Genomic DNA, 18,828 nt, shown 5'->3' on the forward strand with positions numbered 1-18,828 from the left:
TAGGCGCAACTGTTCACCGGACGTGCACTGGTCGGCGTCCGGCCGCAACCCCATAATCCCGACACCAACAACGACAGGGTGTCGATTTCATGAAACTGACCTGGCTCGGCCACGCCGCGTTCCGCATCGAGATCAAGGATGCGGTCATTCTCATCGACCCGTTTTTTACCGGCAACCCCAAATTTCCGGGCGATCATGCCGCAGCGAGCAAAGGCGTCACGCATATCGTCCTGACCCATGGCCATGGCGATCATGTCGGCGACACCCTGGCGATCGCGAAAGCGACCGGAGCGAAGGTAATCGGCGATGCCGACCTCGTCAGCTTTCTCGCGCGGCAGGGCGTCTCGAATGTCGATCCGATGAATTCGGGCGGGACGGTCGACCAGGGGCCGTTCCGCGTCTCCTATACGGTCGCGCATCATTCCTCGGCGATGATCGACGACAACGGCGTCTCGCATTCGCTCGGCCATCCGCATGGCGTCGTGATCCGCGCGCCCGGCGAAAAGACGCTCTATCACGCCGGCGACACCGACATCTTTTCCGACATGGCGCTGATCGACGAGATCTATCAGCCGAAGATCGGCATCCTGCCGATCGGTGACCGCTTCACCATGGGCGGCGCGGTCGCGGCGATGGCGGCGCGGCGCTTCTTCCATTTCGAGACGGTGATCCCTGGCCATTATGCCAGCTTTCCCATGGTCGACGCGACCGCGGATGCCTTTATCGACGGCATGAAAGGCGCCGAGACCAAGGTGGTCGTGCCGGTAGTCGGCGAGGCGATGACGCTCTGACACAAACGAAAGAGGCCGGCACTTGGCCGGCCTCAATCGCCCATGGGGTGGGAGAACGGGTTTGGGAAACTATTGACGATATTGCTGGATGCGGGTCGTGCGCAGGCCGGCGAGGCCGTGCTGGTCGATCGACTGCTGCCAGGAGATGAATTCCTCGACCGTCAGCGTGTAGCGCTGGCAAGCCTCTTCGAGGCTCAGCAATCCGCCGCGAACGGCTGCGACCACCTCGGCCTTGCGGCGGATGACCCAGCGCTTGGTATCGCGCGGCGGCAAGTCCGCGATCGTCAACGGACTACCATCCGGCCCGATGACATATTTTACCCGCGGACGCATCTGATCGGTCATTCTACTCTCACACTCAACCTGACCTTGTCGTAAGGCGAGACTAGAGCTCGGCCCTTAAATTTTGGCTAAGCCGAACGTCGAAATTCGATGAGATTTCTTGCAAATTGCAAGCAAACGTCGCGTTTTGCGACGCCGCTTCCCGGGTCATCGCGGCCCGCAACCTTCTCGAACCGCCCCCTTCCACGGACCGCACGCGCATCGCAGTCTTGAACATCGAGGCATCGCGGCTATATTCCGGCGAACCTCCGTGGCGCGAGCCGCAATCGAAACGCCCAGGTCGCCGGCCGCATCGAAACCGGTCGACCCCAACGACAGCGGTCATGCCGAACAGCCTCGATCTTCCCGGGCTTCCCAAGGACAACCGCATCGTCGTGGCCATGTCCGGGGGGGTCGATTCCTCAGTCGTCGCAGGACTGCTGAAGCGCGAGGGCTATGACGTCGTCGGCATCACGCTGCAGCTTTACGATCATGGCGAGGCGACGCACCGGAAGGGCGCCTGTTGCGCCGGCCAGGACATTCATGACGCCCGCCGCGTCGCCGAGCGCCTCGACATCCCGCATTACGTCCTCGACTATGAGTCGCGCTTTCGCGAGGCGGTGATCGATCGGTTCGCCGACAGCTATATCGCCGGCGAGACCCCCGTGCCGTGCATCGCCTGCAATCAGACGGTCAAATTTTCCGATCTGCTGGCGACCGCGCAGGGGCTTGGCGCCGCGGCGCTCGCGACCGGGCACTACGTCGCGACGCAGCCGCTGCCCTCCGGCCATCGCGGTCTCTTCCGTCCGGCCGATCTCGATCGCGACCAGAGCTATTTCCTGTTCGCGACCACGCAGGCGCAGTTGGATTTCGTGCGCTTTCCGCTCGGTGGCCTGACCAAGCCGGAGACGCGCGCGATCGCTCGCGAGCTTGGGCTTGAGATCGCCGACAAGCACGACAGCCAGGACATCTGCTTCGTGCCCGGAGGTCGCTATGCCGACGTGATCGCCCGGCTGCGGCCCCACGCGGCCGAGCCCGGCGAGGTCGTGCATCTCGACGGTGCCGTTCTCGGGCGTCACGAGGGGATCATCCATTATACGATCGGCCAGCGCCGCGGCCTCGGCGTCGCGGCCGGGGAGCCGCTCTACGTCGTGGCGCTCGACGCTGCGAGGCGGCGCGTCATCGTCGGACCGCGTTCGGCGCTTGCCGTCCGCCGGCTGGTGTTGCGCGACGTCAACTGGCTCGGCGACCGACCGCTGTCGGATCATGGCGCCGAGGGTGTCGAGATCTTTGCCCGCGTGCGCTCGACGCGTTCGCCGCAGCCGGCCCGGCTCGTCTCCGCGGGCGGGGTCGTCGAGGTCGAGCTGCTCGGCGAGGAAGCGGGTGTCGCCGCCGGCCAGGCCTGCGTCTTCTATGCGGGCGAGGAAGCCGGGACGCGCGTTCTTGGCGGCGGCTGGATCGAACGCAGCCGGCGCTCGGAAGGGGCCGAGGCGGCGCTGGCGCGCCTCGCTGCTGCCGAGCCGCTGGCGACGAACTAGGGAGTTCGCATGCCGGATCTGTTCGAAGACGTTGCGCGCCGATTCAAATCCTTTTCAGGCGGCAGAAGCCGCGGCTGGCGGATGGACGATGGCGCGGTCAAGGCCGCCTATGCGCGCTGGGCGCCCGTCTATGACTGGGTGTTCGGGGTCGTCTTCAATTCGGGGCGCCGCGCCGCGGTCGACGTCGTCAACGAACTGCCGGCCGGCCGTGTCCTCGAATGCGGCGTCGGCACCGGCATCTCGCTGCCGGATTATCGCCGCGACCACCGCATCACCGGTGTCGACCTCTCGCCAGAGATGCTCGACCGGGCTCGCGCGCGGGTCAGCACCGAACGGCTCGGCCATGTCGAGGCGCTTGAAGAAGCCGATGCCGGCGATCTCGCTTTCGACGACGCAGCCTTCGACACCTCCGTCGCGATGTTCGTCATCACGGTGGTGCCCGACCCGTCGGCGGTCATGTCGGAGCTGGCCCGCGTCACGCGGCGCGGCGGCGCGGTGATCCTCGTCAGCCACTTCGCCGACCAGAAGGGCTGGCGCAAGATGATCGGTGAAGTGTTCGCGCCTCTCTCGGCCGCGCTTGGCTGGCATACGGATTTCCAGCTCGGCCGCATCATGGGCCGCAGCGACCTACGCCTTGCCCAGAAGCGGCGCGTCGGACCGCTCGGCTTCTTCACGCTCCTCGTCTTCGAGCGCCTCTAGGGATCCCCATGTCTCGCCCGATCTATGCCGACCCGGTGCATGACGGCGCCGCCGACCCGGTCGTGGTGCAACGCGCCGGCACCGATGAATGGTGGATGTTCTACACCAACCGCCGCGCCGACCTCGGCGGGGAGGGGGCTGGCTGGATCCATGGCAGCGCGATCGGCTACGCCGTTTCGACGGACGGCGGACGCAACTGGGACTATCGCGGCACGGTCGAGGGGCTCGACGATCCCGCGGATGCCGGCCTCAACACCCATTGGGCGCCTGAAGTCATCCGCGCTGGCGATCGCTATCACATGTATCTCAGCTACATGCCGGGAACGGGCGAAGGCGCTACCGAGCCCGATCGCCGCATCGTGCATTTCACGAGCCCCGATCTCGTCGCATGGACGCGCCAGGGCGTCCTGCCGCGCAGTTCGCACAATGTCATCGATGCCGCCGTGGCGCGCACGCCAGACGGGCTCTACCGCCTCTGGTACAAGGACGAGGCGCAGGGCTCGAGCACCTGGTCGCTGACCAGCCCCGATCTTTATGACTGGACGATGGAGGGGCAGGTTCTGCCCGGCTCGCCAGACGCGCCGCCGCATGAGGGTCCGAACGTCTTCTTCCTGTCCGGCTTTTGGTGGCTGATCGTCGATGAATGGCGCGGCCAGGGCGTCTATCGTTCCGATGACGCCATCAACTGGCGGCGCCAGGGCCTGATCCTGGCCGAGCCGGGCTTGGACCCGGACGACAGGCGCTTTGCGCGGCACGGCGACGTGGTCACGCAGGGCGACTGGGCGGCGTTGTTCTATTTCACCCATCCGCACTGGGCCGAGACGGAGACGCCGGTGCCGGTGACCTTCGAGGAGCGGCGCACGGTGATCCATGTCGCGCGGCTCCATGTCGAGGACGGCCGGCTGCTGGCGACGCGCGACATCGACGGCGTGACCCTCGATCAGGCTCTCGGCGAAGGGGCCTGTTGAGCGGCTGGGGGCGAAACGCGCATCGCTCTTGACAGCACTTTGCCGCCCTCCCTATAAGCGCGGCACCAATGTTCGCCCATGGCGACGTGTGGCGGGGTAGCTCAGCTGGTTAGAGCAGCGGAATCATAATCCGCGTGTCGGGGGTTCAAGTCCCTCTCCCGCTACCACCATTCCCCCCCTGATGCTTTGCCGCCGGGTTTGTGAGGCTGGCGAGATGTCCGGCAACAGATATTTCGATGTCCCCGGTGCCGGCCTGGGGTGGATGCACCGTGACGGTTTCGATCATATCGCGCAGCGCGGACTTCGACTCTGCTTCCAGGGTGCCGTCACCTTCGGCGATTGCCTGCTCCAGGCGGCTCAGTTTGCGGCGATAGTCCGCGACGGTTCCTGAGTGAAGAGCAACGATATTCGGGGGCTCGTCCGTGGCAGCGAGGTCCGCTGCAGCTCGCTCCCGTTCAGCACGCATGGCAGGCAGCCGCTGAACGGCGTCGGCCTCGCTGATGACGCCGCGGATGGCGAGGTCCGTCATTCTCTGCAGGTCCGAGTCGATTCGTGAAAGTGTCCGCTCGCAGTCGGATCTCGATCGGATCGTCGCAGCAGCAAGGCGCTGCCGCTCGTCATTGTAGACGCTCACGTACCATCTGATGGCCTTATCGTCGGCGAGTTGCTCGCGCAAGCCGCCTACAACGGCGCGCTCAATCCGGCCGAGAGGGTAGGGGCGTCGGTTGCTGCAAGCGTCGGCTTCCTTGGCGCGCGTGCACATGATCCGTATGCCGCCCGTCGTTCGATCCTTCACGGACATGCCGGCGCCGCAGCAGCCGCAGCGCAGAAGGCCCGACAGAAGGTGTCGCGCCTTCCGGTGGAGATGAGGGCGCTCGCCGCCTCGGGACGCCTTCCGGTTGTTGGCAGCATCGAAGGTCGCTTTGTCGATGATGGCGAGGTGTGGCGCTTCAGCCCTCTGCCAATCCGCCTCCGCATTGACCCGCGAGATTCGGCGCCCAGTGTCAGGATCCTTCACCATGCGAACGCGGTTCCAGACGATCTCGCCCGCATAAAGCGGATTCAGGATGATCCCGTGACCGCGCTGCCGATTGCCGTTGATCGTCGATGCGGCCCAGTAGTTGCCGCGCGGCGGCGGCACGCCCTGCTGATTGAGGATGGACGCGATCTGCCGAGGGGAATGTCCCTCGAGATAGAGCGTGAAGATGCGGCGAACGATGATGGCTTCATCTGGCACGATCTCGAGTCGGCCCGGTTCACCAGGCACCGCGTGGTAGCCATAGGCGCGGCCTCCGGCGTGCCGGCCGCTGCGGACAACGCCAGCCATGCCACGTCGCGTCTTTGCGGCCAGGTTCTTGAGGAACATGGCCGACATCGTGCCCTTGAGGCCGACATGCATGTCGGAAATCTCGCCGTCGGCGACGGTCCACAGCTTGAGGCCGAGAAAGCCCATGCGCTCGTGCAAGCGGGCGATGTCGCCCAGATTGCGACTGAAGCGGTCCATATCTTCGGCCAGGACGATCTCAAATCCGCCCTCAAAGGCGAGGCCCAGCATGCGCGCATAGTCAGGGCGGCCATGCACGGAAGAGCCGGACGCCGCCCGATCGGCGAAGACGGCAGCGACGTGCCAGCCATGCCGATCGGCGTAGGTTCGGCAGAGTGCAATCTGATCGTCGACGCTATGGTCGCTCTGCAGGTCGCTGGAGAACCGGGCGTAGATCGCCGCTCTGGTCATCTGGTCGTCCATTCGGGTTTCGAGCGATGGCGGCGCGATGATCGCGACGCGCGGCTTCGCGCGCAAGGGCGGCAATCAGGCGGGCAACACCCTGATCTATGCCGGCCGGGGGTGAGAGGTGGCTGGAGATTGCATTCATTGCCGCAGTCCATCGCTGGCCAATCGATGCCGCTCGGCGGCTTCCGGTACCGATGCGCCCATGGCTATGCCATCGCCTCTTTCATGGTGCGGCCGGTGGCGAGATGGACTTCGCGGAACAGCCCCTTGCCCTGTGCGCCGACCTTCCTGGCCGGGACGCAGTTCGGAAAGCGGATGCCGACCAAGGCCGAGACTTCGCGATCCCCGAACCCGAAACTTGCAAGGTCTGATGACGTCGAGCCCGTGGGGCTGGGAACGTAGAGCCACATTCACTTGGCTCTCCGTGTAGCGCCGCAGAGCAGATCGGCAGCGAGGATCTTGGGTGTCACACTGCTGCCTCCCTCGCCGTGCGGGCGCGCTTTTGGAAGCCGCGCCCAGGTATCGGCTTGCCTTTCGGATAGATGCCGAGGTGCTTCGCGCGGATCCGTGCGACCTTGGACTTGATCGCGACGTCTCCGGCGGTCTTCTCGCGATGCTTGTCGCGTAGGGCGGGAGCGAGGTTGCTTTCCCGGTTCTCGCCGCCGTTGATCAGCGCAACGACATGATCGCAATCCCATGCTTCGCCTGGAGCGATCTTGCGGCCCGAGATGTGGCAGACGCCGCCATGTGCCAGGAAGACCCGCGCCCTAACCCGAGCCGGGATCGGGCTGTCGGGCGTGGCACCGATCCACTCGGATATCCGACGGCCAGCAATCGCTCCGGCCCTCACGTCAGCAGCCCCTCGATCCGAGCATCGGCGTCTTCGACGCTCATCTCGCCAACGACGCGCTTTGTCTCGATGGCATAGATCGCCTGCACCGCGGCGTGCCCCGGGGTGTTCTCCGCATAGCGACGGCCGGGGTTCTCCTTGCCGAACTTCTCGCGCAGGGCGAGGAGGTCCTTCGGTGATTGCCCAGGGCGGAGCGCGGTGGCGAACCTGCCGAGGAACGCCCGATCATCAGCGGAGAGAGATGCCATAGGGGCAGCAGATGGCTCTCTCTCCGCTCTTCCATCCTCGCCGGTGGGAGGCTCGGATAGGTTCGGTTGGGTTGCGGCGGTGGACTTACTGTCTCGGTCCTGCCCCGCCCCGGAAGCCCCTGCCTCGGGGGCTTCCTGATCCGATTCCTTTCCGGTCGCGGGGCTTGTTGCCGCGGGGGCGGTGGCTTGATCCGCGCCGGGCGACGTAGGGGCTTCGGTGTTGGTCTTGCTCCCCGTGACGGCCGCAGCGATTTCCGTCTCGACACGCGCCGATGAGAACCCGCCTTCGCCCTTGGTTGCGGCGAGGCGCTCGGCCATGTTGGACGGCGTCACGTCGCGAGCGCGGTCAGCTCGGTACTCTTCCAGCTCGTCGGGGGCATAAACGCCGAGGAGAACCTCCGGCGTGTAGCGGCGAGCCCACGACCGGATGCTGTAGTAGCCGAGCTGCTGCTGGGGGTCAGTCTTCCAGAGCGGCGAGTTCTTCGTCTTGATGTCGCCTTCGCGCGGGCTGACATAGACCTTCACCGAGCCATCGAGCATTTCGCACGTCACCGTGCAGACGAGATCCGCTCCGGCACCGGAGAAGGCATAATCAGGCCGGCGCTTGATCGGTGCGCGGGTGTAGACGACGGCCGCGATGAGCTGCGCCTCATAGGCGATCATGTCGTTGACGCTGTAGGCCTTCGCCGCGACCGCGAACGGGTCCATTTCCCAGCGAAGCGCCTGCATCGTCACGGCCATGCATGCGCCGGGGTTTCCGCGCAGGTGCTTGGGGATCGCGTGCTGCGACCGGGACATGAGATCGGCGAAGGCGACGACGTCGCCGAAGGTCTGAGGCAGCAGCATGCCGCCGCCGCCGACTGACGCGATCTCGATAGTCTTGTAGGATTGGATCGGCTCGCGCGCCGGCGTCGTCGTGGCGATGTCGGTCACGCTGCAATCTCCTGCTGAATGAAGGCGCGGCGGTCCGCAGCACGGCGGCGCGCGAATTCGGAAAGTCCGATCGGGGCGAGATCGGAAAGGGAGCCGCCGGGGCCGGGCCAACGGCCGTTCTTGAGGCACTTGGCGAACAGCTGGAGCGCGGCGCGGAGGTCCGTCTCCGCTTCGGCAATGTCGTCGTGGCGGATCACGCGGATCTCGACGCAATGCGGCGGGCTCTTCTCAACAAAGACGAGCGCGAAGTCCGTCATGTCGATATCGAGGACAGCCTTCGCGGCCCACTTCACGAGCGCGGCCTGCATGTCGTACCGGCGATCGGAGACGGCGCGGGACAGGTCCTCTGGCGCTACGCTCGCGGCGGTTTTCAGGTCAGCGAAGTCGCCCGAGCTGGTCGGGATCGCATCGGGGCGGGCCTTCAGCCAGATGCCCGTTTCGGTATCCTGCCAGATGAGGCTTTGCTCGATTGCGCCATCGAGGATTCCGCGGGCGACCAGCGGATGCGCGGCTAGGCTGGCGTGCATGCCGCGGATGCTCTCGATCTCACCCGGCGACAAGACCGTCCGGCCGACTTCGATCTGAGCGGCCCGCCAAGCTTTCGCCGCGCCGGTCCTCCAGTCCTTCCAAGCGTCAGGCCGGATTGCGAAGAGGCGATCGAAGCCTTGTTCGCCCAACAGCAGGTGATGAGCTGCGCGGCCAAGGATCAGTTCATCCTTGTCGGCCGGTTCTGCACGGTCTGGATTGAGGCTGGACGTCGCCCAAAAGTGCGCGGGGCTTTTCGAGAAGATCTCGCGAAGCCCGCTCGAGGAAATGCTCGGCCCCTCGGTGCATTGCCCGTGATAGCGCTCGATATCGAGATCGGCGTAGCAGCCGGCGGTGTCGATAAGGCCGAGCGGCGCCTTGATCGCGTTGATCATGTCGGATTTCCTTGTGGGATCGCTCAGCGCCCGCCCGGGCGGCGCCAGTACTCGTCGTATTCGGACCTCTCGGCGCTTCGGCCGCCGAAGCTCCGGTGCGCCGCGATGGCGAGGCACGTGATGCAGGCGAGCGCGGTAAGCCCGATGCACAGCCAGAGGACGGCGTCGCCATGGTTCATGCTGTGACCCGACCTTCGATGATGTCTTGGCCGAGCATGTCGAGATCGATGCCGCGCAGCTCGCGAAGCCATGTCATCAGCGCGCCAAGGATCAGCGCATGCGACCGCCTGGCATCGGGATCGCTCCGCCCGGCGCGCTCGGCAAAATGGAACTCCTCGCCGATCGCCTCCTGCTGCGTGATCCAGCGCTCTAGGTCGGCGACGCGGCGACGATGGTTGTCGACCTTGACGAGCTTGCCGAAATAGGCGGCGAGCATCTCGTCTGCTGACTGGTCGCCGGTCGCGTTGATGGGCGGGGCGGCGAGGGGCGGACGGGACCCGCGATAGGCCCCGAGGGCCTCGGTGAGGTTCCGCATCACTGCACCCCATACCCGCCGGCGAAGGCGGCACAGAGCGCGATGGCGATCATCACCAGCGTGATGATGCTGACGGTCTCGCGATAGTCATCAGGCGCGTCGACCGGGATGCGGAGCGCGATCAGAAGGCCGAAGAAACCGGAGAGGCCCGACAGGATGAGATAAGCGAAGGTTAGCATCACGCGGCCTCACGAGTTGCGGTTTCGCCGGTGACGGCAGGAAGCTTCTCGACGCGGAAGCCGAGTTCGGCGGCGAGCTGGCGGAAGTGCCGCTCGGCGCTCTTGTCGTGGAAAGCGACGCTGCCTTGGTCCGAGCTGGCATGAGCCATCAGGAGGGCCTCAGCCGTCGCATGGGCTTCGAGATAGGCCCGATAGTGGGGGATGCTGTTCGCCATCACGCGGCCCTTCCTGCGAAGGAAAAGCGGGCATCAGGGTCGAGCGCGCCGCGGCCGATGAAGGCGACGTTCTCGCCCGCCATGACGGTCGAGACGAACGCCGCGTCCACCTCGGCCATGGACGAAATCTCGATACCTAGAGCGACGAACGCGCTGTTGCTGGACTGGAGGAGATCGACGCCGTTCACGAACACGGCCGTGACAGTCAGATCGAACTCGGCACCGGCCGAAACCTGAACCTCGAGCTCGGCTTCGACCTGCAGCACGAACTTGCCGTGCTCGGTCATGTCTGCGGTGTAGTCGTATCGGGTCATCTCGGTTCCCCTCATCGCTGCGCCGTGGCGGCTGCGGTTGATGGGGATAGATGTAATGGGCGATTGCCCATCAGTCAACTGTTAAATGGGCTATTGCCCAATATTTCGTCGATCGATATGTTCTCGCCATCCGCTACCCCTGCCGAGGCGCTTCATGCGTCGGGGCTTACCCAGTGAGGGCGGATCGCGCGGGGCTCGAAAGTCCTACGGTGCGGCTGGGGAAACTGAGGACGGGCGTTTCGAGAGACCGCTCTGGCTTATGTCCCATCCCGGCTCCGGTCGTCAGGACAGGCCACGGAACCCCCAACCTCCAAGGGCTTCGGCTCATGGGGGTAGGGGGCTCTTTGGCCCGAACCCTCCCACACCAATCGTCATGAACGAGAAGAGTCCTTATCTCTCAGGTGTCTGAGGTGTTTCAGGACTATGTAGGCGCAACACCATGTCAGCTCGCCTCCATCCGCATCATCGGTTGCATGGTCGACCAGGTGTCGAAGCTGTGAAGGCGGCGGAATGGCCTCAATCCGCGACAGGCCAGCTTAGCGCTGGCGAGGCGCCGTAAACGACGCCTGACGGGCCGCTATCCCTTCATTGGACCAGGCGCTTTATGATCGGGACTTTCGACGCCACGACGGAAAAAGTCATGGAATAGATGAAGGTCAAAGCGACAAATGCCAGCCAACCGATAACGCCGTAGTATCCTGATTTCACCAGCCATAGAATAATGGCAACGTGGATGACGTAGGCTCCTAAGACGTACTTCCCGAACCGTCCTATACTGGTGGCTGCTTTGCCTTCCAGGGACGAAAAGAACAAAAACGCGCCGGCTCCGTAAATCGCGGTCGAAAAGAAAAAGTCTCCGCTCTGACCAAGATCGATGCCTCTGACCTCGTAGCATTCGATCACCTGCGCGGCGGCCCCGAAAATGAATATGGACAGGCCCAGGATGGGCCTTACTTGGACGTTGCAGCGCGCAAACAGCATTCCAAGCGCGACGAAGGGAAACCCGAAGAACGGCCCGCTGCGCACGATAAAGCCAAAAGTCGGAAAACCAAGCGGTATGTGATAAGGCCCAATTAAAGTGCCGATCACAAAAAGTGCCGCGCCACATAGTACGGCGATTGAAAGACCGAAAATTCGGACCAGAGCCCAACTCAACAGAACCGCGATAGCCAACGCGGAGAGAAACCAGAGTTGAAATCCTACGCCTCCGCCCAAAAACGTGTTCCACCAACCCCGGGGGACCAGATTTTCTGGTGACGTAAGGTTATATGCGATCACCCAGAACAAGAAAATTATCAGGATACGCAGAACGATCCGGCAAACGCGCGCGAGGGAATTGACTCTAGGCCAAAGGAAATACCCGGAGGTAATGAAAAAGAACGGCACAGCGAAACGCGGCAGTTGATCCCAAAGCAGTAGCGTCGCAGGGCTCGGATCGATGTTCGGGTATGAATGCAGAAAAACGATCGCCAAAAAGGCGATGACACGCCCCGCCTCTATGCCGCTCTGACGCGTCAAATTACCTGACGCCCCTGAAAATGCGATGAACTCGGTAACGCCTGTTTTCGCGAGTAAGCGGACATCAAAGATTCTTGCCGCTTCATCATCCCGCCCTCCGGCGCCCCGGCCACCCACTCATCCCCCAGCATCCCCCGTCTCATCGAACCAATCCGGGATCGTTCCGAGCCTGATCAGCTCGACCGGATCGCTATAGTCGCCGGTATCCGGGTCCAGCGTTCGCGACCAGGCGATGACGCCGGCATGTTTCGGGGCGAGAGCCTTCGCGCGCGAAATCGCGGCGCTCGCTGTCGGTGCCTGCTGCGGCGGGTCGGCGGCGATTTCGTCATCGACCTGGCTGAATGAAACGACGACGTGGATGGTGGCTGGGGCTGCGCTCATAGGCGCGTCACCTTGCAGATGACCCGTCCGAGTACCTTGAGGCTTTCGGCCAATATCGTGTCGGTCGAGTGCTGCGGATTGTCAGAGATGATCCTGACCATCAACGGGTCACTACCGCGAACGATCTGGAGGCGCTTTACCGAAACGCCAATGCCATCGTCGATTGCAAAGAGGCCGTCAGGAGAGGGGCGGGTCGCCGAGCGCTGGATCATAACCCGATCGCCGGGCAGCAGCGTAGGGATCATGGAATCACCGTCGACCGGTATAATATCCACGTCTGCCTCTCGAGCCCGCAGCTCGGCGTGAAGAAATGCCACCGGGAATGTCCATGTCGCACTCACGGCATCTACGGTCACCCCGTCGGCGGTAATGACGCTGGCATGTCCGCCTGTCCCCATCCCTCCGCGAGCATCCCGCTCGATGACTTCTCCCGGACGGAGCTTTCTCTTTAATGCCCTATGCGCTGCATGGTGGTTGTCGTCGACAACGAAGTCAGGGTCGTCGTCGAAGATCTCGTCATTCGAAACACGGACCAGTTCAGGAATTTCTTGCTCGTGATCCGGCGACATGCCGACACCGTCGAGCAATTCGCCGATCGAGAGGCCAAGCGTTTCGGCGAGCTTAGTGAGCTTGCCAACGCTGGGGTCTCGCTCACGCTCCAGAATGTCTCGAACGAACGTCTCGCCAAGGTCAGCGTTCAAAGACGCTGACTTCATTGAGAGCTTTCGCTCGTCAATCAACCTGCGGAGTCGTTTTTTCCAATCCTCGTTCATGCGTGGGATCATGCCCACGGAGATGGGAAACGTCACTTGGGTTATAGCCCATTGACGAATGGGCGATTGCCCATTATGGTCGTTGACATCATGACCAGCACCCAGGAAATTCTCGATCGGATCACCCTCCACTGTCGCGAGCGCGGCATGGCCGAGAGCACTTTTGGCCGGGTCGCTGTGAACGACGGAAAGCTGGTCGCCCGGCTTAGAGATGGCGGCACCATTAGCCTCAAGACACTTGAGCGTATTGAGGCGGTGCTGTCGGCAGAATCCGATGCCGCAGCATGAACAACTTCGGCCCCGACGTTAGCTCGCAGCGCCGCGCCGACATGGATGGCGGCTGGACCTTCGACGAACTGAGCATCGTCGGAGCCACGCTCATCGCCGGCATTTGCCTCGCGCTGCTGATGCTCATCCCTGTGGTGGGGCCAGGGCAATGACGACGGCATCCGCCATCGTCTCCTCGACCGGGCCGAACAAGGCTCTTCGCCGTTTCGCGCGGAAGTCGACACGGATGATCGCGGCCTGCCCGAAGTCGTCATCCTGCCGAACCAGATCCTCGGCAAGCCATTCCGCCAACTCGGCGTCGATGTCGCCGGCCCCGGCGATGCCCGTCAGCCTCCCTGCGATCTCCTCCGCTGCCATGGGCGAAAGCGCCGCTGCGAGTTCGACGACGACCGCCTCCAATACCTCGACCCTTGCGGTCAATTCCGTTGCGTTCATGCCGGTTGATGTCCCCGCGTCCCGGTGTGATGGCGCCGCTGCGAGCTCCTCCCCGGAGCGGCGCCGCATTGCTTCGCCTCGACATGTGCGCCGTAGCGCACGCGCCGTCGATGAAACCGCGAGCGGAGCCGTGTCATGAACATGCGAACGCTGCCCCGGAATGACTATTGGGCCATCAAGGCCGCTACCAAGGCACTCGTTGACCGTTGTGGTGGCCCGACCTTCGTCTCTGACGAGGTCACGCGGGTCCAGAAGTCGACCGTCTCGAAATACTATTCGACGGGCGAGGAGCACGAGGGGACGTTTATCCCAGCCGATGCTATCGCCGACCTTGAGGCGCATTGCGGCGAGCCCGTCATCACGCGGGCGCTCGCCGAGCTGACCGGCCATCTTCTCGTTCCGATCCCGACCGGCGTTGGCACTGCCCATTGGCTAGGGCATCTCGCAGGCGTTTTGAACGGCGGCGCCAAGGTCGAGGTCGCTTTTTCGGAAGCTCTGGCTGACGGCAGCATCGATCTTGCCGAGGCTGTCGAGGTTCGCCGTCTCACTCTAGCCGCCATGGAGCGCCTCGCCGCGCTCGGGACCGCGCTCGACAAGGTCATCGAGGGAGGCGCGGCATGAGCGCTGCAGGCCAAGCCCCATGGACCGCCGAGGACTGGCAAGCCCTCTATGACGAGCGCGCCGCCATCATGGAATTCGACGGCGGTCTGCCTCGCAAAATTGCCGAGGCCACCGCGCGCGGCGAGGTCTCAAGGGCCCGCCGGGATTATCCCGCCCCGCCAACCGCGTCGCTTGAGGGTGCCGCATGAACGCTCCGGCGCTGCAGCGCACGATCTCCGACATGATCGAGGAATACGACGCGAAAAGCGCTGTGCTCGACCAAGAAATCCGCTCGCTCGGAGAAGCCGCCGGCAGGCTCGAAATGGCAACCTGTGTCGGCGGCACCTATGGCGGCGACATCTGGTGGCGCGGCAAGCCGTCGGTGGACGAGAAGGCGGCCCATCGCGCGCTTCTGGTGTCCGCTTGGAAGGCGATCCACACGCGCCTGAACATTGATCTCATCGCGTCGGCGAACGACAAGCGAAAGTGGGAAGTCGATATTGCCAATCCGCCACCGCTGACGCGCGAGAACGTCGTGTTGACGTTCGGCGATTACCTGCTCCGCACTCGGTTCCATCTGCTGAAGGGGCTTGCCGAGGTCTTTGTCGACTTGGACCCGGCCTACAAGTCGCACTCCAAGGTCAAGATCGGCGTCGCCGGGCTTCCGAAGCGAGTCATTCTCCAATCGGTCGGCGGTTGGGGCTCATATGGCCGAGACCGGCTTCGCGATCTCTTGAACGCTCTTGCCGCGTATCAGGCACAGCCCTTGATCGCCCACGACGAGTTCGCCGCGCTCGACGCGCTTCACAGCTACACGTCCGGAAGCAAGGCGGGGGAGGTCCAGATCCGTGGGCTTCGCGTCCGCAAGTTCGTCAATGGCAACGCGCACGTCATTTTCGGGCCTGACCTGTTGCTCGATATCAACCGCGCGCTCGCCGAGTTCTATGGCGAGGTGCTCCCCGATGCCGAGGGTGAGGAGCCGAGCCGCAAGCCGTCGACTGCGGTCGCCAAGGATCTGCAGTTCTACCCGACGCCGCAGGCCGTGATTGCCGAGATCGTCGAGGCGGCCAGCATCCCGGACCTTCCCGGCCTGAGGAATGGCTGGCGCGATCAGCCGGCGCCTCTGCGTGTGCTTGAGCCGTCCTGTGGGGACGGTCGCATCATGCGCGCGATCAGCAAGCGCGGCCATTCCGTCGTCGGGATTGAGGTGCACCCCGGCCGCGCGGAAAAGGCGCGCCAGAGTGGGCTTTCGGTCGTCACCTCCAATTTCTTGGAGCAGCCTGCCGAACCGACTTTCGACCGCGTGGTGATGAACCCGCGGTTCTATGGCCGGCACTACCTGCACCACGTCCGCCACGCGCTGCGCTTCCTGAAGCCCGGCGGGCTGCTCGTCACCGTGCTGCCGGCAACTGCTTGGTACGACCACGGCGAATTGAAAGGACGCTGGCAGGACCTGCCGGTCGTCTCATTCGCCGAGAGCGGCACGAACATCCCGACCGGCTATCTCGTCATGTGGGCACCCGAATGATTGCCAACCGTTCCCAAGCCTACCTCCAGGATTCCCGCCGCATCGAGGCCCGCCTCGCTCAGATCAAGGAGATCAAACCCATGAATGTCGCGGTCGAGACCCCTAAGGAACACAATCAGCCGATGCCGGCGCCGGAGGCCCTTATCACGGTCTTCCTGTCTGAGATGCGCCGGGCGCAGGAGGAGCACGCCAGCACGAACGGATCGATGCGCGCCACCTATGCCAAAGCAGAAGGCAAGGGCATCAACCTCGCCGCCGCCAAGCGCGCGCTGAAGATTCAGAAGTCCGGCAAGGCGGAGGAGTTCGCCGCCGAGCTCGCGAAGCTGCTCCAATACCTGAACATCCTCGGCATCGGCGTGCAGAAGTCGCAGCTTGATCTGTTCGAGGTTGCCCCGAACCTCGCGCCGATTGACGAGAAGGCCGAGCTCGACGGACTTCGCGCCGGCCGGTTCGGCGAGCCCGCCGATCGCAACCCGCACGATCTCACTACCGCGGCCGGCCAGCGCTGGCTGGAAGGTCACTACCGCGGCGTCGAAGAGCGCAAGCTGGTGTTCGCGCTGCAGGCCGCTGAGGAATCGGAGACGGAGGTCATCGACGGCGACGAGGCCGAAAGCGCCCAGGCCAATCTCGAGGACGAGGAGCCCTTTGGCGGCCCTTGGCCGGATGATGCCCAGGTTGCGGCGCGCGCGACGGAGTAGGGGGCATGAACTTCCTCGGTCTCGATCTCTCCTCGGCAAACACGGGTTGGTGCCTGATCGAGGAAATGGGCGAGGCGCGCTTTCCGCGCGTCACGCTCGGCTCGTTCACCTGCCGCGGCGAGGATTTCAACGAGAATTGCGATGCGCTCTCCGACGAGCTCGACGCGCTGTTCAAAGACTGGCGAAGCCGCAAGCTGAAGGTTGATCTCGCCGGGATCGAGGCCCCGCTTCGCGCTCTGCCGAAGAAGAAGCGCGTCATCAGGGATGAGTTCTTCGCCAGCCGCACGGTCGAGGAGCTGGCCTCGAACCCGCACACCATGCTGATCCTGCCGGCGCTGCAGGGCGCCGCATACACCATGTGCCGCCGCTACCATATCCGCACCGTGCCCCCGAAGCGGATGACGCCGGCGACCTGGCGCAAGACCTGCGGTGTCGCCACGCGCGCTCCTGTCGGCACGCCGGAGAAAGACCGCGCCGGCTGGTCCAAGCGCGAGACGAAGATGTGGGCGAGCTCGATCGGGCTGCGGGCCGGCTTCGTGATCAAGAACATGGATCAGTCGGACGCCTTCGGCATCGCCTGCCATGTCGCGATCGAGGGCAATTCGATGGATGTCCGGGCGCTGATTGCCGGGCAGAGGAGGGCGGCGTGAGCAATGTCCATCCCTTCCAGCCCTATGATGAACCGCTGCCCTTGCCGCAGAACCTTGAGCTCGAAATCGGGCTCATCGGCTGCCTCATGCGGGATCAGGCGATATTCGATCGCGTCGCCGGCTTCGTCGATGCCGATGACTTCTTCCTGCAGATCCACAAGGACATCTGGCGCGCGTCGGCAGCGCTCATTGCCCAGGGGCGGCCGGCAAACCCGGTTACGCTCAAGGGGGCATTTGATCCGTCGATCCGGGTCGAGCATTGGACGCTCATCGAATACCTGATCCACCTGATGTCCGAAGCCGGACTGCCGATGAATGCGGTCGATTATGCCCAGGGCATCCGGGCGCTGGCGATCCGCCGCGCGATGATCCGCGCCGCGGAAGACATCCGCGAAATGGCGATGGCCGCGAGCCCGATCGCAAAGATCGAGGCCATCCTCAAGGATTGCGAGGAGGCGTTTTCGGAGGCCGCCGGCCGTCATAAGCCGGTTGAGGATATCGACCCAGCACAGCAGGCGATCAACGAGATCAGCCACGCCTATCAGCGCCAGGCGAGTGATGCGGTGCCGTGGTTCCTGTCCGAGATCGGTGCCGTGCTTGGCGATGATCTCGAATATGGTTGGCTTGTCGGACTTCTCGCCGACAGCGGCGGCGGCAAGACGAGCTTCGCTCTGCAGCAGGCCGAACACGCGCTTCGCAAAGGCGTTCCGGTCCTCTTCCTCTCTGGTGATCAGAAGCCCGCCGAGGTCTATCGCCAAATCGCCTCACAGCGCGCCTCGGTGCAATCGTCCGATCTCCGAAAGGGCCGCGCCAGTGAGCAGGAGGTGGCGGCCAGCATCGCGGTCATCAACGACCTCTCGAAGCGCCCCCTGCAGGTTCGCAAGATGGGGCGGCCAACGACGGCCGAGATTTCCATGTGGGTCCGCGCCTTCAATCGCCAGTTCGGGAAGGGGTTAGTCATCATTGATCACGCCAAGCGGGTCGGGTTCACCGACCGCCGGGCCATGCTGGCGGAGGGCGTCAATCAGGTCTATGGCGACCTGAAAGCGCTGATGCAGGAGACGGAAAACGCCGGGCTGCTGCTGATGCAGCGCAACAGCGACGGCGGGGGGCGGGACAATCCCCGCCCGGTCCGGTCGGACTGCTATGGCGGCGCCGGCGCGCTGGAGAACCTCGACGGCCTCATCGCCCTTTATGTCGAGGAGCAGTGGACCAGCCACCTGCTTGCGATGGCTCGCACCGACAAGCGGAAGGACGAAATCCGCGCGCGAGCCGCCTTGGCGAAGGACCTCGCCGAGATCGTGGGGCTCAAGGCCCGGTTCGGCCCCGGCGGCAACAGCCAGGAAATCAAGCGCGAGGCGCGCTACACCCGCTTTGCCAGCCTCGTCGACGATTGGCGCGGCGGGCAGCAGGGGCTCGAACTATGAGCAACCCCCGCGTGGCGGTCGATTTGCCGACGAACACGGTGCGGATCGGCGAAATGTCTGTCCAGACGACGCCGACTGTTGCCGAGCTCATCCATTGCCTCGCTGCTGACGCGCCGCAGCCGGTAGCGCTCGACCTGCTCATTGCCCGGCTGGCGGGTTGGCGCAAGCCCATGGAGGCAGTCACCCTCCGCTCCCACATCACTGCGGCCCGGAAGACGATCGGCCCGCTCGGTGCCGAGATCGTCAATATCCGCGCCAAGGGCTGGTATCTGAAAGTGCCCGCCTGA

General features: G+C 64.2%; 26 protein-coding genes, 1 tRNA gene and 1 pseudogene. 14 read left to right on the forward strand and 14 right to left on the reverse strand.

The features are described 5' to 3' along the window. The first annotated feature begins 89 nt into the window (after positions 1–89). A complete protein-coding gene (locus BUB39_RS22420) occupies positions 90–791 on the forward strand; it encodes a metal-dependent hydrolase (protein ID WP_073058151.1) in 702 nt (233 codons plus the stop codon). A gap of 69 nt (positions 792–860) precedes the next feature. On the opposite strand, the gene sciP is transcribed toward BUB39_RS22420, so the two are convergent. After that, on the reverse strand, positions 861–1,136 hold the full coding sequence (sciP, locus tag BUB39_RS22425) for a CtrA inhibitor SciP (protein ID WP_026303994.1): 276 nt from the start codon (positions 1,134–1,136) through the stop codon (positions 861–863). Between the two features lie 320 nt (positions 1,137–1,456). Here sciP and mnmA point away from each other — a divergent pair, with 320 nt between their 5' ends. From mnmA to BUB39_RS22445, 4 genes are all read left to right on the forward strand, one after another. Next, a complete protein-coding gene (mnmA, locus tag BUB39_RS22430) occupies positions 1,457–2,650 on the forward strand; it encodes a tRNA 2-thiouridine(34) synthase MnmA (RefSeq protein WP_073058153.1) in 1,194 nt (397 codons plus the stop codon). Between the two features lie 9 nt (positions 2,651–2,659). Continuing rightward, a complete protein-coding gene (locus BUB39_RS22435) occupies positions 2,660–3,349 on the forward strand; it encodes a class I SAM-dependent methyltransferase (protein ID WP_073058155.1) in 690 nt (229 codons plus the stop codon). 8 nt (positions 3,350–3,357) lie between these two features. After that, on the forward strand, positions 3,358–4,317 hold the full coding sequence (locus BUB39_RS22440) for a glycoside hydrolase family protein (RefSeq protein ID WP_073058157.1): 960 nt from the start codon (positions 3,358–3,360) through the stop codon (positions 4,315–4,317). A gap of 90 nt (positions 4,318–4,407) precedes the next feature. Beyond that, a tRNA-Met gene (locus BUB39_RS22445) sits at positions 4,408–4,484 on the forward strand. Here BUB39_RS22445 and BUB39_RS22450 read toward each other — a convergent pair. The 12 genes from BUB39_RS22450 to BUB39_RS22500 form a co-directional block, all read right to left on the reverse strand. After that, positions 4,463–6,052, reverse strand: a complete 1,590-nt coding sequence (locus BUB39_RS22450) for a recombinase family protein (RefSeq protein WP_175561929.1) — start codon at positions 6,050–6,052, stop codon at positions 4,463–4,465. The two genes, BUB39_RS22445 and BUB39_RS22450, sit on opposite strands and share 22 nt — an antisense overlap. Before the next feature lie 203 nt (positions 6,053–6,255). Then, the gene (locus BUB39_RS25055) at positions 6,256–6,459 is read right to left on the reverse strand and encodes a hypothetical protein (protein ID WP_084527866.1); all 204 of its coding nucleotides are present in this window, start codon (positions 6,457–6,459) and stop codon (positions 6,256–6,258) included. Positions 6,460–6,515: 56 nt separating this feature from the next. Beyond that, a complete protein-coding gene (locus BUB39_RS22455; RefSeq protein WP_084527868.1) occupies positions 6,516–6,899 on the reverse strand; it encodes an HNH endonuclease in 384 nt (127 codons plus the stop codon). After that, complete coding sequence (locus BUB39_RS22460; RefSeq protein ID WP_139251581.1) at positions 6,896–7,993, reverse strand: recombinase RecT; 1,098 nt, start codon at positions 7,991–7,993, stop codon at positions 6,896–6,898. Before BUB39_RS22460 ends, BUB39_RS22455 begins: the two co-directional genes overlap by 4 nt. An 83-nt stretch (positions 7,994–8,076) precedes the next feature. Then, the gene (locus BUB39_RS22465) at positions 8,077–9,000 is read right to left on the reverse strand and encodes a PD-(D/E)XK nuclease-like domain-containing protein (protein ID WP_073058161.1); all 924 of its coding nucleotides are present in this window, start codon (positions 8,998–9,000) and stop codon (positions 8,077–8,079) included. A gap of 175 nt (positions 9,001–9,175) precedes the next feature. Further along, positions 9,176–9,535 (reverse strand): hypothetical protein, encoded by a 360-nt coding sequence (locus tag BUB39_RS22470; protein ID WP_073058163.1) that lies wholly within the window; start codon positions 9,533–9,535, stop codon positions 9,176–9,178. Then, entirely contained in the window at positions 9,535–9,714 is a 180-nt protein-coding gene (locus tag BUB39_RS22475) for a hypothetical protein (RefSeq protein ID WP_073058165.1), read from the reverse strand. Before BUB39_RS22475 ends, BUB39_RS22470 begins: the two co-directional genes overlap by 1 nt. Beyond that, positions 9,714–9,929, reverse strand: a complete 216-nt coding sequence (locus BUB39_RS22480; protein ID WP_073058168.1) for a hypothetical protein — start codon at positions 9,927–9,929, stop codon at positions 9,714–9,716. Before BUB39_RS22480 ends, BUB39_RS22475 begins: the two co-directional genes overlap by 1 nt. Then, complete coding sequence (locus tag BUB39_RS22485) at positions 9,929–10,243, reverse strand: hypothetical protein (protein ID WP_073058169.1); 315 nt, start codon at positions 10,241–10,243, stop codon at positions 9,929–9,931. Before BUB39_RS22485 ends, BUB39_RS22480 begins: the two co-directional genes overlap by 1 nt. 585 nt (positions 10,244–10,828) lie before the next feature. Beyond that, a complete protein-coding gene (locus BUB39_RS22490) occupies positions 10,829–11,878 on the reverse strand; it encodes an acyltransferase (protein ID WP_073058171.1) in 1,050 nt (349 codons plus the stop codon). Next, entirely contained in the window at positions 11,879–12,142 is a 264-nt protein-coding gene (locus BUB39_RS22495; RefSeq protein ID WP_073058173.1) for a hypothetical protein, read from the reverse strand. Next, positions 12,139–12,915: a LexA family transcriptional regulator gene (locus BUB39_RS22500; RefSeq protein ID WP_073058175.1), complete on the reverse strand. Its 777-nt coding sequence runs from the start codon at positions 12,913–12,915 to the stop codon at positions 12,139–12,141. Before BUB39_RS22500 ends, BUB39_RS22495 begins: the two co-directional genes overlap by 4 nt. A gap of 90 nt (positions 12,916–13,005) precedes the next feature. Here BUB39_RS22500 and BUB39_RS22505 point away from each other — a divergent pair. Next, a pseudogene (locus BUB39_RS22505) lies at positions 13,006–13,188 on the forward strand (hypothetical protein); the annotation flags it as partial. An 11-nt stretch (positions 13,189–13,199) separates the two neighbouring features. Beyond that, positions 13,200–13,355 (forward strand): hypothetical protein, encoded by a 156-nt coding sequence (locus tag BUB39_RS25570; RefSeq protein WP_175561930.1) that lies wholly within the window; start codon positions 13,200–13,202, stop codon positions 13,353–13,355. Here the strand turns inward: BUB39_RS25570 and BUB39_RS22510 are convergent. Further along, positions 13,327–13,638 (reverse strand): hypothetical protein, encoded by a 312-nt coding sequence (locus BUB39_RS22510; protein ID WP_139251584.1) that lies wholly within the window; start codon positions 13,636–13,638, stop codon positions 13,327–13,329. The genes BUB39_RS25570 and BUB39_RS22510 overlap by 29 nt on opposite strands. A gap of 135 nt (positions 13,639–13,773) precedes the next feature. On the opposite strand from BUB39_RS22510, the gene BUB39_RS22515 reads away from it, so the two are divergent. The 7 genes from BUB39_RS22515 (at position 13,774) to BUB39_RS22545 (ending at position 18,828) form a co-directional block, all read left to right on the forward strand. Continuing rightward, complete coding sequence (locus BUB39_RS22515) at positions 13,774–14,259, forward strand: hypothetical protein (protein ID WP_073058181.1); 486 nt, start codon at positions 13,774–13,776, stop codon at positions 14,257–14,259. Further along, the gene (locus tag BUB39_RS22520) at positions 14,256–14,447 is read left to right on the forward strand and encodes a hypothetical protein (protein WP_073058183.1); all 192 of its coding nucleotides are present in this window, start codon (positions 14,256–14,258) and stop codon (positions 14,445–14,447) included. Before BUB39_RS22515 ends, BUB39_RS22520 begins: the two co-directional genes overlap by 4 nt. After that, positions 14,444–15,766, forward strand: coding sequence for a class I SAM-dependent methyltransferase (locus BUB39_RS22525; protein ID WP_073058185.1), 1,323 nt, complete (start codon positions 14,444–14,446; stop codon positions 15,764–15,766). Before BUB39_RS22520 ends, BUB39_RS22525 begins: the two co-directional genes overlap by 4 nt. Before the next feature lie 80 nt (positions 15,767–15,846). Further along, positions 15,847–16,464 (forward strand): hypothetical protein, encoded by a 618-nt coding sequence (locus BUB39_RS22530; protein WP_139251585.1) that lies wholly within the window; start codon positions 15,847–15,849, stop codon positions 16,462–16,464. A 5-nt stretch (positions 16,465–16,469) separates the two neighbouring features. Continuing rightward, a complete protein-coding gene (locus tag BUB39_RS22535) occupies positions 16,470–17,114 on the forward strand; it encodes a hypothetical protein (RefSeq protein WP_073058189.1) in 645 nt (214 codons plus the stop codon). After that, positions 17,111–18,541 carry a replicative DNA helicase gene (locus BUB39_RS22540; RefSeq protein WP_073058200.1) on the forward strand — a complete coding sequence of 477 codons (1,431 nt, stop codon included), beginning with the start codon at positions 17,111–17,113 and terminating at the stop codon, positions 18,539–18,541. The genes BUB39_RS22535 and BUB39_RS22540 overlap by 4 nt, the downstream gene beginning before the upstream one ends. Further along, on the forward strand, positions 18,538–18,828 hold the full coding sequence (locus BUB39_RS22545; protein WP_073058202.1) for a winged helix-turn-helix domain-containing protein: 291 nt from the start codon (positions 18,538–18,540) through the stop codon (positions 18,826–18,828). Before BUB39_RS22540 ends, BUB39_RS22545 begins: the two co-directional genes overlap by 4 nt.

It is taken from the genome of Kaistia soli DSM 19436 (genome assembly GCF_900129325.1).
GTDB classification, from domain to species: Bacteria; Pseudomonadota; Alphaproteobacteria; order Rhizobiales; family Kaistiaceae; genus Kaistia; species Kaistia soli.

Excerpts from the sequence above, each read along its gene's own strand:
- BUB39_RS22440 (WP_073058157.1), top strand. The coding sequence starts at position 3,358 with ATGTCTCGCCCGATCTATGCCGACCCGGTGCATGACGGCGCCGCCGAC.
- BUB39_RS22510 (WP_139251584.1), bottom strand. The coding sequence starts at position 13,638 with ATGAACGCAACGGAATTGACCGCAAGGGTCGAGGTATTGGAGGCGGTC.
- BUB39_RS22515 (WP_073058181.1), top strand. The coding sequence starts at position 13,774 with ATGAACATGCGAACGCTGCCCCGGAATGACTATTGGGCCATCAAGGCC.
- BUB39_RS22500 (WP_073058175.1), bottom strand. The coding sequence starts at position 12,915 with ATGAACGAGGATTGGAAAAAACGACTCCGCAGGTTGATTGACGAGCGA.
- BUB39_RS22450 (WP_175561929.1), bottom strand. The coding sequence starts at position 6,052 with ATGACCAGAGCGGCGATCTACGCCCGGTTCTCCAGCGACCTGCAGAGC.
- BUB39_RS22535 (WP_073058189.1), top strand. The coding sequence starts at position 16,470 with ATGAACTTCCTCGGTCTCGATCTCTCCTCGGCAAACACGGGTTGGTGC.
- BUB39_RS22485 (WP_073058169.1), bottom strand. The coding sequence starts at position 10,243 with ATGACCCGATACGACTACACCGCAGACATGACCGAGCACGGCAAGTTC.
- BUB39_RS22480 (WP_073058168.1), bottom strand. The coding sequence starts at position 9,929 with ATGGCGAACAGCATCCCCCACTATCGGGCCTATCTCGAAGCCCATGCG.
- BUB39_RS22530 (WP_139251585.1), top strand. The coding sequence starts at position 15,847 with ATGAATGTCGCGGTCGAGACCCCTAAGGAACACAATCAGCCGATGCCG.
- BUB39_RS22495 (WP_073058173.1), bottom strand. The coding sequence starts at position 12,142 with ATGAGCGCAGCCCCAGCCACCATCCACGTCGTCGTTTCATTCAGCCAG.
- BUB39_RS22420 (WP_073058151.1), top strand. The coding sequence starts at position 90 with ATGAAACTGACCTGGCTCGGCCACGCCGCGTTCCGCATCGAGATCAAG.
- BUB39_RS22545 (WP_073058202.1), top strand. The coding sequence starts at position 18,538 with ATGAGCAACCCCCGCGTGGCGGTCGATTTGCCGACGAACACGGTGCGG.
- BUB39_RS22470 (WP_073058163.1), bottom strand. The coding sequence starts at position 9,535 with ATGCGGAACCTCACCGAGGCCCTCGGGGCCTATCGCGGGTCCCGTCCG.
- BUB39_RS22435 (WP_073058155.1), top strand. The coding sequence starts at position 2,660 with ATGCCGGATCTGTTCGAAGACGTTGCGCGCCGATTCAAATCCTTTTCA.
- BUB39_RS25055 (WP_084527866.1), bottom strand. The coding sequence starts at position 6,459 with ATGTGGCTCTACGTTCCCAGCCCCACGGGCTCGACGTCATCAGACCTT.
- BUB39_RS25570 (WP_175561930.1), top strand. The coding sequence starts at position 13,200 with ATGAACAACTTCGGCCCCGACGTTAGCTCGCAGCGCCGCGCCGACATG.
- BUB39_RS22525 (WP_073058185.1), top strand. The coding sequence starts at position 14,444 with ATGAACGCTCCGGCGCTGCAGCGCACGATCTCCGACATGATCGAGGAA.
- BUB39_RS22520 (WP_073058183.1), top strand. The coding sequence starts at position 14,256 with ATGAGCGCTGCAGGCCAAGCCCCATGGACCGCCGAGGACTGGCAAGCC.
- BUB39_RS22475 (WP_073058165.1), bottom strand. The coding sequence starts at position 9,714 with ATGCTAACCTTCGCTTATCTCATCCTGTCGGGCCTCTCCGGTTTCTTC.
- BUB39_RS22465 (WP_073058161.1), bottom strand. The coding sequence starts at position 9,000 with ATGATCAACGCGATCAAGGCGCCGCTCGGCCTTATCGACACCGCCGGC.
- sciP (WP_026303994.1), bottom strand. The coding sequence starts at position 1,136 with ATGACCGATCAGATGCGTCCGCGGGTAAAATATGTCATCGGGCCGGAT.
- mnmA (WP_073058153.1), top strand. The coding sequence starts at position 1,457 with ATGCCGAACAGCCTCGATCTTCCCGGGCTTCCCAAGGACAACCGCATC.
- BUB39_RS22460 (WP_139251581.1), bottom strand. The coding sequence starts at position 7,993 with ATGCTGCTGCCTCAGACCTTCGGCGACGTCGTCGCCTTCGCCGATCTC.